Source organism: Kitasatospora sp. NPDC091335 (genome assembly GCF_044757205.1).
In the GTDB taxonomy this organism is placed as follows: domain Bacteria; phylum Actinomycetota; class Actinomycetes; order Streptomycetales; family Streptomycetaceae; genus Kitasatospora.
The window spans coordinates 22667-38098 of the sequence record NZ_JBIVUM010000003.1 but is presented as its reverse complement, the minus strand read 5'-3'; the positions used below and the strand labels follow the sequence as shown (position 1 = coordinate 38098).

13 protein-coding genes and 1 pseudogene are annotated in these 15432 nt (G+C 74.1%); 6 read left to right on the top strand and 8 right to left on the bottom strand.

Annotation, left to right across the window (positions count from 1 at the left end; translation table 11 throughout):
- Positions 1 to 9 precede the first annotated feature (9 nt).
- Positions 10 to 564 carry a hypothetical protein gene (locus ACIQOW_RS08880; protein WP_188295735.1) on the top strand — a complete coding sequence of 185 codons (555 nt, stop codon included), beginning with the start codon at positions 10 to 12 and terminating at the stop codon, positions 562 to 564.
- An 88-nt stretch (positions 565 to 652) separates the two neighbouring features.
- Here ACIQOW_RS08880 and ACIQOW_RS08875 read toward each other — a convergent pair whose 3' ends face one another.
- From ACIQOW_RS08875 to ACIQOW_RS08845, 7 genes and pseudogenes are all read right to left on the bottom strand, one after another.
- Positions 653 to 1957: an NAD(P)/FAD-dependent oxidoreductase gene (locus ACIQOW_RS08875; protein WP_401081502.1), complete on the bottom strand. Its 1305-nt coding sequence runs from the start codon at positions 1955 to 1957 to the stop codon at positions 653 to 655.
- A gap of 95 nt (positions 1958 to 2052) precedes the next feature.
- Positions 2053 to 3423, bottom strand: a complete 1371-nt coding sequence (locus ACIQOW_RS08870) for a hypothetical protein (RefSeq protein WP_401081500.1) — start codon at positions 3421 to 3423, stop codon at positions 2053 to 2055.
- Positions 3424 to 3637: 214 nt separating this feature from the next.
- Positions 3638 to 6052 (bottom strand): hypothetical protein, encoded by a 2415-nt coding sequence (locus ACIQOW_RS08865; RefSeq protein WP_401081497.1) that lies wholly within the window; start codon positions 6050 to 6052, stop codon positions 3638 to 3640.
- A gap of 1070 nt (positions 6053 to 7122) precedes the next feature.
- Complete coding sequence (locus ACIQOW_RS08860; protein WP_401081494.1) at positions 7123 to 7950, bottom strand: hypothetical protein; 828 nt, start codon at positions 7948 to 7950, stop codon at positions 7123 to 7125.
- Positions 7947 to 8237 (bottom strand): hypothetical protein, encoded by a 291-nt coding sequence (locus ACIQOW_RS08855; protein WP_401081492.1) that lies wholly within the window; start codon positions 8235 to 8237, stop codon positions 7947 to 7949. The genes ACIQOW_RS08860 and ACIQOW_RS08855 overlap by 4 nt, the downstream gene beginning before the upstream one ends.
- Positions 8216 to 8281: pseudogene (locus tag ACIQOW_RS08850) on the bottom strand (hypothetical protein); the annotation flags it as partial. The gene ACIQOW_RS08855 and the pseudogene ACIQOW_RS08850, both read right to left, overlap by 22 nt.
- A gap of 150 nt (positions 8282 to 8431) precedes the next feature.
- Positions 8432 to 8914: a helix-turn-helix domain-containing protein gene (locus tag ACIQOW_RS08845; protein ID WP_401081490.1), complete on the bottom strand. Its 483-nt coding sequence runs from the start codon at positions 8912 to 8914 to the stop codon at positions 8432 to 8434.
- A 564-nt stretch (positions 8915 to 9478) separates the two neighbouring features.
- Between ACIQOW_RS08845 and ACIQOW_RS08840 the strand changes: the two genes are divergently transcribed.
- Positions 9479 to 9961, top strand: a complete 483-nt coding sequence (locus ACIQOW_RS08840; RefSeq protein WP_401081487.1) for a nitroreductase family deazaflavin-dependent oxidoreductase — start codon at positions 9479 to 9481, stop codon at positions 9959 to 9961.
- A gap of 40 nt (positions 9962 to 10001) precedes the next feature.
- Here ACIQOW_RS08840 and ACIQOW_RS08835 read toward each other — a convergent pair whose 3' ends face one another.
- Positions 10002 to 10808, bottom strand: a complete 807-nt coding sequence (locus tag ACIQOW_RS08835; RefSeq protein WP_401081485.1) for a class I SAM-dependent methyltransferase — start codon at positions 10806 to 10808, stop codon at positions 10002 to 10004.
- 225 nt (positions 10809 to 11033) lie between these two features.
- Between ACIQOW_RS08835 and ACIQOW_RS08830 the strand changes: the two genes are divergently transcribed.
- The 4 genes from ACIQOW_RS08830 (at position 11034) to ACIQOW_RS08815 (ending at position 15350) form a co-directional block, all read left to right on the top strand.
- Positions 11034 to 11891, top strand: a complete 858-nt coding sequence (locus tag ACIQOW_RS08830; RefSeq protein ID WP_401081482.1) for a hypothetical protein — start codon at positions 11034 to 11036, stop codon at positions 11889 to 11891.
- Positions 11892 to 12004: 113 nt separating this feature from the next.
- Entirely contained in the window at positions 12005 to 13096 is a 1092-nt protein-coding gene (locus ACIQOW_RS08825; RefSeq protein ID WP_401081479.1) for a LuxR C-terminal-related transcriptional regulator, read from the top strand.
- 26 nt (positions 13097 to 13122) lie between these two features.
- A complete protein-coding gene (locus ACIQOW_RS08820; protein ID WP_401081476.1) occupies positions 13123 to 13281 on the top strand; it encodes a hypothetical protein in 159 nt (52 codons plus the stop codon).
- 242 nt (positions 13282 to 13523) lie between these two features.
- Complete coding sequence (locus ACIQOW_RS08815; protein WP_401081473.1) at positions 13524 to 15350, top strand: sugar-binding protein; 1827 nt, start codon at positions 13524 to 13526, stop codon at positions 15348 to 15350.
- Positions 15351 to 15432: the final 82 nt, after the last annotated feature.

Below are 15432 nucleotides of genomic sequence, written 5' to 3'. Positions count from 1 at the left end.
GGGCACGGCATGCCATGGTTTGAGGAGAGCGGGCGCCACCAGGGTTTCCCGGCGGCGGTGTTGGCGGACGGCAGCGAGCCGGAGCCGTTGCCGGACGGGCGCACCACCTGGTGGCTCTACAACGGTGCGGACGGTCCTCGGGCCGCCGCGGTGCGCAGTGGGTGCAGCTGCGGCTGGCGGGGTGAGCGGCTGCACCTGCTGGACTTCGGTGACGACGCGGCGACCGAGGCGGTGGGCGAGGCCACCGGGCCGTTCGCGGACTGGGAGTGGCACGTCGACCTGGCCGAGGGTGTGGTGCCGCGCGAGGTCGAGGAGCTGGTCGCGGCTCTGGTGGACCGGATCTGCGACCTGACGGAGGGCAGGCCGTACGCCGCCGCCCGTGCGGCCGCCCGGTTCGAGCGGGCGGCCGGTTCGACCGCGCTGCTGGCCGGCCGCAAGGCCCGTAGCAGCATGATGACCTGGGAGTACATCGGCCGCGCCTTCGGCTGCGGGCCGGAGGCGGCGCTGGAGCGGTTCGGCGAGACGCTGCACGACGTCGACCGGGGTGATGAGGACTGGCTCTGAGGTATTACCCCTGCTGGGACCGGTGCGCCCGGTGCGCGCTTGACCGTCGTCGGTCGGCGTGGGAGGACGGCTGGGGAGCTGTGGGGAATCAGCCCATGACCGTGCGCGCCGCGTCCGCCCGGACCGGGCGCCGGCGGGAGAAGGCGCCCAGGTTCACGAGGGCGCCGGTGTGTTCGCACCGGTGGTGGACCGGGTCGCTGTCGTGGTCGTGCCCGGAGTCGACCGCGTCGATCAGGGTGGCCAGGTAGCGGCCCACCAGCGGGGCGTTCTTGAACTGGTTGCCGCTGGTGCCCATGGCGACGTAGTAGCCGTCGAGGGCGGTGCGGTCGTAGATCGGGGTCCAGTCGTCGGCGACGTCGTACACCCCCGCCGCTCCGAGGGGCCGGTTGGGGACGCCGATCGCGGGGAACCGGCGCGCGGCCCGGGTCACCTGGGCGCGGAAGCGCCGGGGAGTGGGGCGGGGGTCGGCCGTGTCCGGGTCGTCGATCCACTCGTGCCGGTCGCAGTCCGGTTCGGTGCCGCCGACCAGGAGGTGACCTCCGGGGGCTTCGCGGATGTAGGTGCCGAGATCGAGGTCGGCGACCAGCGGGAAGGGGCCGGCGGCCCGGCCGTCCGGTGCGGCGACCTGGTGGACCTCCTCGCGCAGCGGGCGCACGCCGATCGTGAAGTCGTCGCCGACGCCCGCCAGCCGGTTGAGGCCGCCCGACCAGGGGCCGGCGGCGTTGACCACCACGGGAGCGGTGATCCGTGTCCCGTCGGCGAGCCGGATGCCCGTCACCCGGTCCGCGTGCCCGTCCACGGCCACCACCGTGTGGTGGAGGGCGAAGTGTGCGCCCAGTTCGGCCGCCGCGTCCGCGAGGTTCTGGGCGGCGAGCTGCGGATCGTCGACGTACCCGGCGTCAGGGGTGAACAGGGCGCCGAGCTCGCCCGACGGGTCGGCGAAGAAGGCGTCGTCGTCCACCGGCTTCGGCGGCCAGTACCGCCCGGGATCGATCCCGGGGAGGCGCTCGCGCAGCGTCGGGCCGTCCCAGCGCTCGTACGGGACGCCGGCGCGGTCGAGCAGCGCGGCCGAATCGGACGTCGCGACGGACGGGGAGTCCAGCAGGACGGCGCCCGTGCGGCGGAAGGCGGCGAGCGGGCGGCGGCCGGGGAGTCGCAGGTGATCGGGCCAGGACGCCCACAGGTGCTGGGCCTCCCAGGCGGTCGCGACGCTGTCGAAGGCCGAGTAGTTGAACCGGATGATCGCGCTGGAGGCGCTGGTGGAGCCGTGACCGACGGCGCCCGCCTTGTCCACGACGACCACCTGCCGTCCGGCGCGCGCGAGTTCGAGGGCGATGGCGGAGCCGATCACGCCGGCTCCGACGACCACCGCGTCCGGGTGTCCGATGGTCATGACGGCCTCTTCTCGGGGTGGTGGTGATGGTGGTGGCGGGCGCGGCGGCGGAGCGATCCGGGAGAGGCTCTCCCGGAGACTTCCCCCGGCCGCTGTCAGCCGCGGGAGATCTGCCAGTACGACTGGGCCACCCGGTCGCCCGGCACCCACACGTACGGGATCCGGCGGTCGCTGTCCCTCTCGTAGTCGCTGGCGTAGAGATAGCCGCCGTAGTACTGGTTGTTGAGTCCGATGGTGTCCTGGTCGGAGAGTACCCCGTGGCCCTTGCGCTTGATGTCCCCAGAAACGTCCAGCTCACATCCTGAGATCAGCTCGGTGTTGCTGTTGATGGTGAGCTTCACGCCGTACGGGCCGCGCAGTTCGCGGATCCGGACGAAGTTGTCACTGACCGCGTGGACCTCTCCGTAGGCGTTCAGGGTGCTGTTGGCGTTCAGGTCCCCGTTGGCCTCCAGGGTGCCGCTGACCCGCAGGTCGCTGTTCGCGTACACGGTGCTCCCGACGCTCAGGTAGCCGTTCGTGGTGAGACTGCTCTGCACGGTGGCGCTGCCGCTGACCGACAGGCTGCTCCCGATACCGGCCGAGCCGTTCACCGTCAGGTAGTACACCGTCGCGGTGCCGGCCAGGTCCAGCCCGGAGCGGCCCGAGATCTCCCCCTCGACGGTCAGCGCGGCCAGGACCGGGTCCTTCACGCTGAGGGCGAGCGTGGCGTACTGGTAGACCGGCTTGAAGGAATCGCCCTCGGGCGTCGACGACATGGACGCCTCGACCGTGAAGGTGGTGTCCATGGTGAGGTGGTCGGCGCCGGGCGAACAGAAGGTCTCGGGGCCCTCGTGGACGATCCGGCCCTCGCCGTCGTACACCCGGAAGTAGGCGCCGTTGCTCTCCCAGGAGAGGTAGACGGAGTCGTTCCGGTTGAACACCGTCTTCGGGGCGGTGGCACTGGCGCTGCCGCGGGCGAGGAAGGCGTGCAGGTGGAAGACCGGGCCGGTGACGGGCAGGGGCAGGATGAACGTCTCGTGGCTGTAGTTCTTCCGGCCGGGCGTGGTGGCGGAGTACTCCGTGATGTAGCAGTTCATCGTGCCCGCGCTGGTGCCGAGTTCGCCGGTGATGCCGAAGTCCAGGGTGCCCTCGACCTGGTCGTACTCCTCGCCCGCGGACTTGAGGGTGGCCCGCCAGAACTCGGCCTTGCCCTTGCCGCCGATCTCCTCCGCGGACACGGACACCAGGGACGCCACGGTCCACCGGTCGGAGCCGGTGGAGACGTGCGGTTTGGAAGCGAAGTAGGCGCCGCCGCTCTCCGCGTCCTTCGGGATGCTCAGCAGGATCTGATCGCAGTACACGGTGTTCTTGCCGGTGCTGACGGCCAGGTTGACCCGGCCGTCGGTCCCGGTCCCGGGGGTGCTCGCCTGGAGCGGGGCCGGGCTGGTGGAGGGGCGGTAGGTGAGCAGCGGGGGCTGGTCGGACACGGCGGGGCCTCCTGGTGCGTGAGGTTGACTGCCCGGGGCCGGGCTCGGACTCGGACTCGGACGGGGCTGGGAACCGGGGGCAGGATCCGAACTGGGAGCGGGGGAGCGGGGGTTCAGGGCTCGGGTTCGGGCTCGGGTTCGGTCAGGAGCCGGAGCAGACCGTCCTCCAGCGTCGGCGGGCGGTCAGGGAACTGCGCGTTAGTCTGTGCCGGGGTCAGGTCGTGCGACGTCCAGTGGCCGCCCAGCCGGGGTCGGTCAGGGGCGGCCCGTCCAGGGTCAGCCGGAGCCGGGCCCTGACCAGCGCCAGCGGCCGTCCGATCAGGGCGGACAGGGTCTGGTCGGTGCGCCGCCCGAGCGGGTCGGTGGTCCACAGGGTCGAGTCGACGACGTCCAGGAACGCGCTGAGGTTGGCCTCGGTGGCCAGGCACCGGGAGCGCACCAGGCCGGCGAGGTCCGGGGCGAGCGCCTCGACCTGGGCGAGGCTGGTGACCGTGCCGTCGGGTGGGGGCTCCCACTGGCCGGTGCGGGTGCCGGAGCCGTCGGTGAGCAGCCGGTAGGTGCCCAGGAAACGGCCCGCCGGGTCGTACAGCAGCAGGGCGCGGTCGAGGTGGACGGGCAGCAGCCAGCCGGTGACGGGGCTCGGGTCGGCGGCCGTCTCCACCACCCGGGTACCGGTGGCCGCGTCCAGCAGGTCGAAGTCGAGCCGGGCGGGCTGGAGCGGGCGCGGGGGCAGCTGGGAGACGGCGGCGACGGTCGGGGTGAGTGAGGACTCCGTGGTCAGGGAGGTGTCGACGATCAGCGGGAAGCCGCGGTACTCGTGCAGGCCGCCCTGCCGGAGGTCGGGGCTGACGACGTCGAGGACGCGGCCGAACTTGTCGTAGAGGAAGAGTTCCCGCACGTGGATCTGGCCCTGGCGGGTCTCGTGGAAGTCCGCGCTCTCGCCACCGGGGAGGTAGGGGACGCTGGTGACCCGGCCCCGGTAGCGGGCGGGCAGCGCGTCCTCGGTGTCGGCGTCGGGGTAGCCGGCCAGGCCCGCGGTGTGCGGCAGGTCGTCGTCCCGGGTGGTGGGGCGGCGGAAGGCGCGGGTGTCGCGGGCGGCGAGGCGGTCGTTGAAGCCGGTGAGCTCCTGGGCGAGGATGCCCCAGTCGCCGACGGCCCCTAGCCAGGCGGCGAGCCGGTCGAGCAGGCCGGCGTACGAGGTGCCGGGCGGGAGCGTGGCGAGGACGTCGGCGGCCGGGTCGGAGTACCAGCCGATGACCTGGTACCCCAGCGTGTCCGCCGCGGTGACGTCGGAGAGGTCGTCGATGAAGGAGAAGACGTTGGTGCTGTGCGGGACGTAGGTGGTGAAGTGCTGGTCGCCGGCGCCCATGGCGGTGAGGAACAGCCGGTCTGCCGCGGCCCGTTCGGTCCAGGGCGTGCCGTCGGCGAGGGGGAAGGCGAGCCCGAGCAGGACCTGGGGGGACGCGTCGGTGCGGGCGCCGCGGTAGGGGTCCCGGCTTGCCCGCCAGGCGCTCAGCGTGGCGCCGGTGACCAGGTGGGGGCTGGAGTGTTCGAGGGGGTGGCCCTGCCGCAGGGCGTACGCCGTGTGCGGGCAGTCGCTCTCGATCACCCACGCCCTGACCCGCCGGGTGCCGGTGCCGCTGAAGCGGGTGACGAGCCAGCGGTTGGGCACCAGCGGGTAGTCGACCTCCCCGGTCGCCGGGTCCTGCACGCCGTGGCGCGGGCCCCGGGGGAGCGCCCAGTGCAGGTGGACGCCGTCGAAGCGGATCGCCTCCGGCACCTTGACCAGTTGCGGGGCGAGGTCGGCGGGGCCGACCCCGCCGACGTCCGTGCCGTGCGCGGATTCCAGGGCGGTGGCCAGCGCGGGCACGAGCGAGGCGAGGTCCAGGACCCGTACGGCGGGGTCGGCGGACGGGCGCAGGTGGCGCAGGACGTCGAAGGTGACGTCGGGGCCGAGCTGCTCGCCCAGCGGAAGCCGTGGTCCGGCGTCCGGCAGCAGGCTGCGCAGCGGGATCAGTCCGTCGTCCTCGACGCCGAAGCGGAACCCCTCCTGGGGTTCGGCGAGTTCGACGGTGGCGGGCACCCCGTTGAACAGGCACAGCAGCACGGTCGGGGAGAGGTGCTCCACCCGCAGCACCGGCAGCGGGGCACCGGCCACGTCGACGGCCCGGACGGCGAGGTGGGGCCAGCCGGAGACCAGCGCGGAGCGCAGCAGGATTCCGCAGACCCGGCCGAGGGTGGCGTCCGGATCGCCGGGCCCGGCGTCGCGCTGCCGGTCGCGGTGGCGGGCCGCCGCCTGCGCGGCCTTCGTCCGGACGGCGGCGGCCACCACCGCGTCCTGGAGCGTGTCCCGGCTCGACTGGGCGCCGATCCCCAGCGCCCCGCCGACCAGCGCGTCCAGCCAGTTCGGGTCGGTGTGGAAGAAGCGCAGGGACTCCGGCGGCAGCATCCGGGAGTCCGGCACGAGGTGGGTGAACGGCACCGGGGCGAGCAGCAGCAGGTGCCCCAGCCAGTCCACGACCGGCGCGAGCCGTGTCCTGAGGCCGTCGTCCGTGTCCAGGGCCTCGGTGACGGCCGCGCGGGCGGCGTCGGAGAGCAGGAAGGCGTCCAGGTCGGCCCTCGGTACCACCCGAAGGCGCGCTCGCCGGAGCGGGTCAGGTACGGCAGCGGCAGGTGGCCGTCGTTGATCCGCCGGGCCACCTGCCGCCGGGCGGGCGGGGTGCCGTCGGCGTCCGGGTAGGGGGAGGGCAGCCGCAGCCACATCTCCTCGCGGGTGGCCGCCCGGGAGCCGTCCGGTGTCCGGGTGAGTCCTTCGGCGAGGTCGCGGAAGTGCGCCTTGCCGTCCGGCTCCGCCCAGAACGACCAGGCGCACAGCGACAGCAGGGCGACGGACGTGCGGCCCTGGAAGTCCGGGTCGGGGCCGAGGAGCGGCTCGTGGCCCTCCAGGGAGACCAGGTGGACGATGTTCTTGGTGCGGGCGTCCGGCGGTGAGCCGGGCGGGCCGGCGGCCGGGAAGCGGCCGGCGACGACGACGGAGAACAGCCCGTCCTCCTGGAGGCCGAGGACGGGCCGGTCCCCGGTGTTGGCGCCGCGGCAGTGCGCGAGGTACGGCAGTTGCGCCAGCCGGGGTGCCACCGTGGGGAACACGGACGTGGGGATCCGGATGACGTCGCAGGGGTCGTCCGGTCCGATGTCGGACTCCCGGTGCAGCGCGGGCTTGAGCACGGCGGGACCGGCGGCCAGGCCCGCGCAACCGCGCCCCGCGGGCGCGGAGGCCTTTTCGGACAGCCGCCACACGGACCCGCGGGCGCCCCCTCGCAGGTGCGCCGGACGCACGCATCGCCACGGCCGGGGACCGGGCCGGCCCCGGGGGCGCGGCGGGGCGATCAGGCCGAACGTCCGTTCGCCCGGCCGCGGGCCCCGGCCGTTCCCGCACGCTCCACCCCGGACCTCCGCTCCCGGCCGCCCGTCCCGAACGCGGCCACGGCCGTCTCCCCTGTGGCGAGCCCGAGGAGGCGACCGAAGCGGCACGAGGCGGTGGCGGGGCCGAGGAAGGCCAGGTAGCGGTGGCCGAACCGGCGGCAGCCGGTCAGGCGGAACGTGCTGCGCTCGATGACCTGATCCCACCGGGCCGCACCGGCTCGCCCTGTGGCGCATGCGGGCGGGCCGGCCGTCTTCTGACGCCGCGTCATCTCGGGCTCAGCCGTCGAGCACCGCGTGTGCCCGGTCGACGACCCGCAGCGCGGCGGACCGTTCGGCGAGCAGGGCGTCCTTGTTCCGTTCGATCATCTCGTCCTGGTACGCGGCCTCGACCGCGAACCACTCGCGGATGACGCCGGACGAACGGCTGCACCGTACGCCCGAGGCGGCCTCTGCCCGCTCGGCCGCAGGGTCGGACGTCGGCGTGGCGGCCGTGTCCACGGGCGAGGAGGCGTGGTAACCGAGCGCGCTCATGCACGCCGACCACCTGGCCGTCGCCGCGACGACGCGGGGGTCCCTGGCCGAGGCGTCCCACGACTTCCGCTGAAGTTCCATGGCGACCGGCGTCTCCCGGACCCTGGCGGTGTCGCCGATCTGCCGCACGGCCCAGCCCGCACAGCCCCGCGACGGCCCCTCGCCCGGACCGCCGTCGTAGACGAGGCGCTGGGCCTCCGTCAGTTCCGGCGGGGCCGGGGCCGCGGCGGCGTCCCTGGTGGGAGGGAGCCCGTAGCCGTACCGTTCGGCCTGTTCCAGGTCGGTCAGGCCGTAGCGCCGTTCCAGGAAGTCCTTCAGGGGCGGGCGCACGTGCGCCAGCGGCTGGATCGGCGCGCCCCGTTCGCTCATGCAGCGCTCCACCAGCCGTTCGTACGCGCTGTTCAGGTCGTCGCGCTGCTGGTAGGTGAGCAGGTACGCCTGTACGGGGAGATCCGTCCGCGTGCTGCCGGCGCGGTCCGGGCCGCGGCCGGCGGTGGCCGTGTAGCCCACCGCCCCGCCGACCGCGACGCAGACGGCGACCGCGCACGCCGTCAGTACGGTTCGCCTGCTCACGGGCCGAACAGCACCGAGGCGTCCTCGTTCTTCGTATTGGGGAGATTGCTGAGGAAGTTGGTCGGAACGAAGTCGGTGTTCCCCATGTACTTGAATTTGAAGAAGACCGTGGCGGCGTAGAAGTCGTTCGTGTTCCGCGCCGAGCCGGCGTTGTTCCAGACGCTCTGACCGACGCCGTTGCAGTTGGTGCCGCAGGCGTTGAACTTGAGTCCGTCAGGTTGGGGATGTTCCCGCCGATCCTGACGAACGCACCGCCCCCGTTGGAGTTGTAGTAGAGGCAGAACCACCCGTTGACGCAGCTGTCCGCGCTCGCCGGGGCGGCCGCGGACACGGTGCCGGCGGTGAGGCTCAGCGTGGCCACAGCTGTCAGCAGCAGTCCTCGTGCGCGCGTCTTCACTCCTCGTATCTTCGCTCCTCGGTCGTGGGATGGGCTGCGGCTTCGGCCCAGTGCGAGAAGTCTGCGTCGGGCCCCCTGCCGGCGTCATTGGCCCTCGGCGCAGCCTTCCTTGACACCGTGCGCAAGGCGGGCGGGACGGTTGGCGGGGACGACGGGGAGCGTCGATCGCCGGTGCTCGGCGGGGGTGACGCCGTAGGCGCCGCGGAAGGATCGGCTGAAGGAGGCGGCGTCGGCGAGGCCCCAGCGCGCGCCGACGGCGTGGACGGGCAGCGCACGCAGGGCCGGGTCGCTCAGGGCTGCCCGGCAGCGCGCCAGCCGGCGACTGCGGATGGTCGCCGCGACGGTCTCCCCCTGCTGCCGGAAGAGGTAGTGCAGCGTCCGTACCGAGATGCCGTGGTGGGCTGCGACGGACGTGGGGGACAGGGCGGGTTCGGCCAGGTTGTCCTCGATGAAGGCGTTGATCCGGGCCAGCAGCATGCGGTTGCGGGCCTCCGGTGGCAGGCGGTCGTGTGCGTCGAGGTGGTGGGCGAGGAAGGCGGCGGTCAGTTCCCAGGCCGCGCTGCCCAAAGGACATCGTGGTCAGCCGGACCGCCCCCAGATCCAGGGCGCCGGCGTCGGCCACGAAGTCGGAGGTGTGGCGGCTGTGGATCCGGACGGGGCGACGGAGCGGCCTATCAGGTCGCACCACCAGTCGAAACGCTGCTCGGCCGGCACGCTGGTCGTGCTCAGAACGGTGTATCCCACAGAACCTCCAGCGATCCCGTTTCGGTCGGGCGGGCCTGCCCTGCAACGAGATTACGGAGGCGGCCTCCTGTCGGTCCCGCCCTCCGCGCGTAGCACTTTCCCGTCCCCGGAGCCGTGGGGAAACGCGGGGGAAACACTGGCCCGGCGGTCGAGTTCGCACGTCCTGCGGGGGGGGGCTGACCACGGAGCGGGCCCGGCAGCCCGCCGGCCGCGGGGGCGTTCACGAACGGTCGATGACCTGCGGGGACGTGGAGCCGGGTGCGACACCGGAGCGTTGCCGTCACACTTGGCCGTGTCGGCAGAGCGGGGACGGCGTTGTCCCCTTCGTGCGAGGCCTGCGTCCGGACCGTCCCGGCACGGTCCGTACACGACAGTGGGGTGAATGCGATGCCTCTCGAGGGCGAGTACCAGCCGAGTCCGGCGCAGTGGGTGCGCGAACAGGTCGAGCTGTACGAGAGCTCGGGAGGCACGCGGGGAACCACGCTGCGGGACACCGGCCTGCCGGTCGTCATCGTCTCGATGCGCGGTGCGAAGAGCGGCAGGATCCACAAGGTTCCGCTGATGCGCGTGGAGCACGAGGGGCGGTACGCGGCGGTGGCCTCGAAGGGCGGCTTCCCGCGCCACCCGGACTGGTACTTCAACCTCAAGGCCGACCCGAAGGTGGACCTCCAGGACGGCCCCGAGCGGCAGGGCATGACGGCCCGTGAGCTCACCGGGGACGAGAGGGCCCGGTGGTGGCGGCGCGCGGTCGCCGCGTATCCGCCGTACGCCGAGTACCAGGAGAGGGCGCCGCGGGTGATCCCGGTCTTCGTCCTCGAACCCGACCACCCGGCCGGGCCGGCGCAGGCCCCGGCACCGGCGGGGGACTGAGGCCTCCATCCTTCGACCGCCGGATCCGGCGGCGAGGCGGTCAGATCCGCTGGGCGCGCAGGACGCTGGTCAGCATCGGGAGGGTGAACTCGCCGGAGGCGGTCTCCGGGCGGGCGGCGAGGTAGGCGCGGGCCTCGCCGAGCAGGGCCTCGCGCCGCTGCTCCGGCATGACCAGGATGCCCGCCTTGGTGGCGAGGGTGGCGACGAGGGAGTCGGCGGTGCGGTCCTGCCCGTGCGGGAACTCCGCCTGCTCCGGGGAGTCGAAGCGGGCGGCCCCGCCCGACGCGGGGAGGTGCATCCGGGCCGTGGCGGTGCGCCAGCTCGCGGGCACGTCGCGCGGGCCGATGGCGGCGGGGCCGGCGACCCGGGCGAGGCCGGCCACCCAGTCGACCCCGTCGTCGAAGACGTTCCACAGGCCGGCCAGGACTCCGCCGGGTGCGAGCACCCGGGCGATCTCCGGGCCCGCGACGTCCATGTCGAACCAGTGCGTCGCGTTGCCGGACACCACGGCGTCGACGGACCCGTCCGCCAGGGGGATCGCCTCGGCGCTGCCCGGCAGCGCGCGGACGGCCGGGAGCGAGCCGCGCAGTCCGGCCAGCATCGCCTGGTCGGGTTCGACCGCGACGACGTCGTAGCCGAGTGCGACCAGGGTGGCGGTGAGCTTGCCCGTCCCCGCGCCGAGGTCGAGCACCCGCGGGCCGGGCGCGGCTTCGAGGGCCCAGCGCACCGCGGCCCGCGCGTAGTCCGGGCGGTGCTCGGCGTACGCGACCGCTGCCCGGCCGAACGACGAGCTGTGCAGCCGTCGTTCGGCCTGGTGGTGCTCGGTGGTGTGGTCGGGCTCCGTCATCGAAGTTCCTTCCGATCGGAGGGCTGTGCCGGGTTCTCGCGGCCGGCCCGGCCCTGACGGTGTCATAGAGCGAACCGACACATCGTGACGCGGTACGGCGGCTTCGTCACGGGGCCGTCACAGCTCCCCGCTGGTGCTTGCCCGGGCCCGGTGCTCCCCGGGAGCGTGGAGCCGGCACACCGACGGACACCAGGGGGCGGGATGCGGACGGTACGGCTGTCGTTCATGCGGCAGTGGGGAGGCAACATCGGGATCGGCTGCGCGCTGGCCCTGGTGGCGATGTTCGCGCTGGTCGGATCGGGTGCCGGCAGCCCCGGCGAGGCCACCCTGATCGGCGTGCTGATCGCCGTGGCGGCGGCCGTCACGGTGCCGCACACCTTCTGGCTGCGGGAGGAGGAGGACGGCCTCACCCTGGTCCGGCTGCTGGTCCCGCGCCGCTACGCCTGGTCGGAGATCCGCGGCCTGGCCATGGAGTTCGAGGAGGAGACCGAGACCAGCGGCCACCACCTCACCCTCCGGCTGCGCCTCGTGGACCCGCCGGGCCGGTTCTGGGGCCCGCAGCTCGGCCGGATCGGCGTCACCGGCGACGACCGGCCACGCGGTGTCGAGCCGCGTGCCCTCGCCGAGCTGTTCGCCGTGTTCGGCCGGCACGGACTGCCCGTCGACCAGCCGGAGTTCGCGAACGACGTGCTCCACGTCCGCGGCCTGCCGCCGCTGCCGCCCCGGCCGGTGCCGGTCGTACCGGCCGGACCGGTGCCGACGGCGGCGGAGGCGTACGCGGACGCCCCGGGTGTCGAGCAGGAGGAGAAGGACCTGGCCGGCCGCCGGAGTGCCACCAGGAGCTCGCCCCGCAGGCGGCGAGAGTACCTGCTGCGCACCGCCGCCCGGGCCGACCGCCTGGCGCTGGCGGGCGGTGACGCGGACCGCGAGCAGGTGGCGGGGGCACGGATCGCGGCCGGGTACCTGACCGAGCACGACGGTGTCACCGCCGACGGCGACGAGACGCGGGCATACGTCCGTCAGCAGTACCTGGACTGGCGCCGGGCCTCCGCCGGAGCACGGCGGGGAGACCGAAGTAGCTGACCCACGGCCATTTCTGAGGTGTCGTCACCTGTCGGGGCCGGATCCTCGCGTGCGGAAGGCGACCGTTTTCGGCCGTACGGGTGCGAGTGCGAACGGCATGCTAGCTTCCCCGCATGGGACGACGTGGGGCTCGTGGGGTGGCGGCGCGGTCGGCGATCGAGGGGATGCGGGAGCTCGCGGGGGCGGGGCTGACGGCGCCGGAGGTCTTCCGGCGGGCGGACGAACTGCTGCGCCCGGTCCTGGAGTTCGACGCGGTGTGCTGGCACACCGCGGATCCGGCGACCGGGCTGGTGAACTCGGTGCAGAGTGAGGACCTCACTCTCGACGGGTTCGAGCACGCCGTGCGGCTGGAGGTGTGGGCGGACGATCTGGCGACCTTTCCCAAGATCCGGCGCAGCGGGGTGCACGCCGAGACGCTGAGCCGGGCGAGCCGGGGGCGGCTGGAGGAGAGCGTGCGGTTCAGGGAGCAGGTCGCGCCCGCCGGGTTCGGGGACGAGCTGCGAGCGGTGTTCGACGCGGCGGGCGGCATGTGGGGGTGCGCGGCGTTCCTGCGGGCCCCGGACCGCGGCCCGTACCTGGCGCGCCACCGCGAGCTCGCCGACGTCGCCGCACGGCACCTGGGCAACGCGCTGAGGGCGTGCCACGCGCCGGGCGGGTCCGCGAGCGGTGCCCCGGACGGGGCGGACCAGGGGCCCGCGGTGCTGGTGCTCGACCGGCGCAACCGGTTGCAGGCCCTGTCCGGGCCGGCCGAGGACCTGCTCGCCCGGCTGGCCGATCCCACCCCGAGCTCGCTCACCGTCCCGACCAGCGTGGCGATGGCCGCCGAGCACGCCCGCCGGACGGCGCACGGGCTGGTCGTACCGCAGCTGCCGGTGCGGGTGTGGGCCAGGGACGACCGCTGGTACCTGCTGCACGGCGCGGCCCTGCGCGGCGGCGAGGCGCGGGACGCGGTGACGGTGGTGGCCTCGCCCGCCTCGCCGGCCGAGGTGATGCCGCTCTACCTGGCCGCGTACGGGCTGACCGCCCGTGAGCGGGAGGTGGCGTTGCTGCTGGTGCGCGGCAGCGACACCAGGGACGTGTCCCGGCTGCTCGCGATGACGCCGTACACGGTGCAGGACCACCTGAAGTCGGTGTTCACCAAGACCGGGGTGGGCAGCCGGCAGGAGCTGATCGCGCGGATCATGCTCGGCGGAGGGCGCTGCTGACCCGCGCTCCGGTCGGGCGCGCCCTGGTGCGCCCCAAGAACCAGTCGAAGGTGGCGGGCAGCAACCTGTTCGCGATCCAGGCCCAGGTTTCCGGCACATGGGTCGCCTCCTCGAACCACAGCAACGAGATCGCCCAGGTGGTTCAGGACAGCAAGCCGGACCTCTACTACCTGGATCCGGCCTGATCACCCACCGGTGAGGCCGCCGGGCGGGGGGCGTGCCGCTCCGGCTCCGCACGGGGCCGGGCGGCACGGCCGCCCCGCCGGGGTCCTGCCGGCCCGCTGCCCGGGCCTGGTGTCACTCCGCCGCGACTGGGCATCCCTAGCATGGATCGCGCCCGAGCCGCCGTGCGGCGGCACCAGAAGGCGAGGGAAGCCGTGGGCGCCGGTCACCTCGCGACAGCCGCACGGAAGGGAACGCACGCACCGTGATCCAGAACCTGGTACGGCGGAGCTGGCCGGCCGTCCTCGTCGCCGCGGCCACGGCCTGCGCCTTCGCCGTGCCTGCCGACGGCGCGGCGCCCCGCTCTGCCGCCGGTGCCGTGGCACCGGCCGGACGGGACCCGGCCCACACCGACGTCCTGTTCATCGGGGCCCACCCGGACGACGAGTTCCAGTCGCTGGCCACCTTCGCCCGGTGGCGGGAGCGAAGCGGGCGGAGCACCGGGGTGGTGACCATCACCCGGGGCGAGGGCGGCGGGAACGCCGTCGGGCCGGAGGAGGGCGCCCGGCTCGGCCTGATCCGTGAGACGGAGGAACGGGAGGCCGTCGGCCTCGCCGGGATCGACAACGTCTTCTACCTCGACAAGCCGGACTTCTGGTACACCCTCTCCGCGCCGCTGGTCTCCTCCGTCTGGAACGGGGTGCCCGAACAGCCCGCCGACACGCTCGCGCGGATCGTCCGCCTCCTCCGGGCGACCACCCCGGCCACCGTGGTGACGATGGACCCGCGTCCCTTCGACCAGCACGGCGGGCACCAGGAGGCCGCCCGGCTGGCCGTCGAGGCGTTCCGGCTCGCCGGCGATCCGACGGCGTTCCCCGAGCAGATCACCGACGAGGGGTACCGGCCGTGGCGGCCCTCCCGGCTGCTGGCCCAGAACTGGGGTTTCGACGGGCCCGTCGGACCGTCCTGCGCCAGCGCCCGGCTGACCGATCCGCACACGGGGCTCCCCGTGGAGGGGGTGTGGACCGGCGCGCGCTCCGGCTCCTCGGGCGAGACCTTCGCCCAGATCGAGCGCAACGCCGCCCGCAGGTACCTGACCCAGGGTCTCGGCTCGCTGCCCGCCACCGTCGACACCCCGCCCGGGCAGCTGCCGTGCGAGTGGTTCACCGTCCTCGCCCGGGCCGGCGAACCGGTCCCCGCCCCCGTCCGGGACCAGGCCGGGCTGAGGCCGCTGTACGCCGAGTTCCGCGACTGGACCCGGCGGGTGGAGATGCCCTGGCTGGCCGACGACGCCCAGCCCGGCTACCCCGCCGCTCCCGCGACCGACGCTCCGGCACTCGACCGCCCGCCCGTCGTCGACGGCACCGCCGGCCCCGGGGAGTACCCCGGGCCCGAACTCCCGCTGCGGCACTGGGCGGGCCAGGACTGCGCCCCCGCCGACTGCTCCGCGACCGCCCGGCTCTCCCGCCACGGCGACGACCTGTACGTGCTCGTCCAGGTCACCGACGACCGGATGGGCAGCGCCCTGGACGCCCTGAACGACTGCAAGCGGCACTGGCGCACCGACGCCGTCGAGATCGGCATCGATCCGCGCGGCGACTCCGACGACACCTCGACCACGTTCAAGGCCGGCGTCCTGCCGTTCACGGCGAACGGCGGTGGGCCCTGCGCGGAGCGCGACGCCGACAACCACCAGGGCCCGGCCGCCGGCACAGCCCCCGGGCTGACCGTCGCCTCCCGGGTCACCGATCCCTACCGCGGCTACACCGTCGAGGTGCGGATCCCGCTGTCGGACCTGCCGGCCGCCGTCGATCCCGAGCGGATGACCGCGAACGTCCTCGTGTACGACTCCGACACCACCGACAGGACCGGCGGGAGCCGTCTGGCCTGGTCCCCGTTCGGCAGCGCCCAGGCCGACCCGTACACCTGGGGCACCGTTCACCTGCCCGGTTACACCCCGGCCCCGGGCGGGCCGGCCACGGCTCCGCGGATCCCGACGGAGGCGGCCCGGAGCCAGGATTCACCCGCCTCGGTCGCCCAGTCCGAGCGCCTCGGCGTACCGCTCGGCGCGGGGCCGCGCCTTCCCGGCTGACCCGTTCCCGGCAGGCGGTCCGTGCGGGCCGGGGAGGGCGGGACGGGGTCGTGGCGGGAGGGGGCACGTCCACGAATTCCCG

Excerpts from the sequence above, each read along its gene's own strand:
- ACIQOW_RS08880 (WP_188295735.1), top strand. The coding sequence starts at position 10 with ATGCCATGGTTTGAGGAGAGCGGGCGCCACCAGGGTTTCCCGGCGGCG.
- ACIQOW_RS08875 (WP_401081502.1), bottom strand. The coding sequence starts at position 1,957 with ATGACCATCGGACACCCGGACGCGGTGGTCGTCGGAGCCGGCGTGATC.
- ACIQOW_RS08840 (WP_401081487.1), top strand. The coding sequence starts at position 9,479 with ATGCCTCTCGAGGGCGAGTACCAGCCGAGTCCGGCGCAGTGGGTGCGC.
- ACIQOW_RS08835 (WP_401081485.1), bottom strand. The coding sequence starts at position 10,808 with ATGACGGAGCCCGACCACACCACCGAGCACCACCAGGCCGAACGACGG.
- ACIQOW_RS08830 (WP_401081482.1), top strand. The coding sequence starts at position 11,034 with ATGCGGCAGTGGGGAGGCAACATCGGGATCGGCTGCGCGCTGGCCCTG.
- ACIQOW_RS08825 (WP_401081479.1), top strand. The coding sequence starts at position 12,005 with ATGGGACGACGTGGGGCTCGTGGGGTGGCGGCGCGGTCGGCGATCGAG.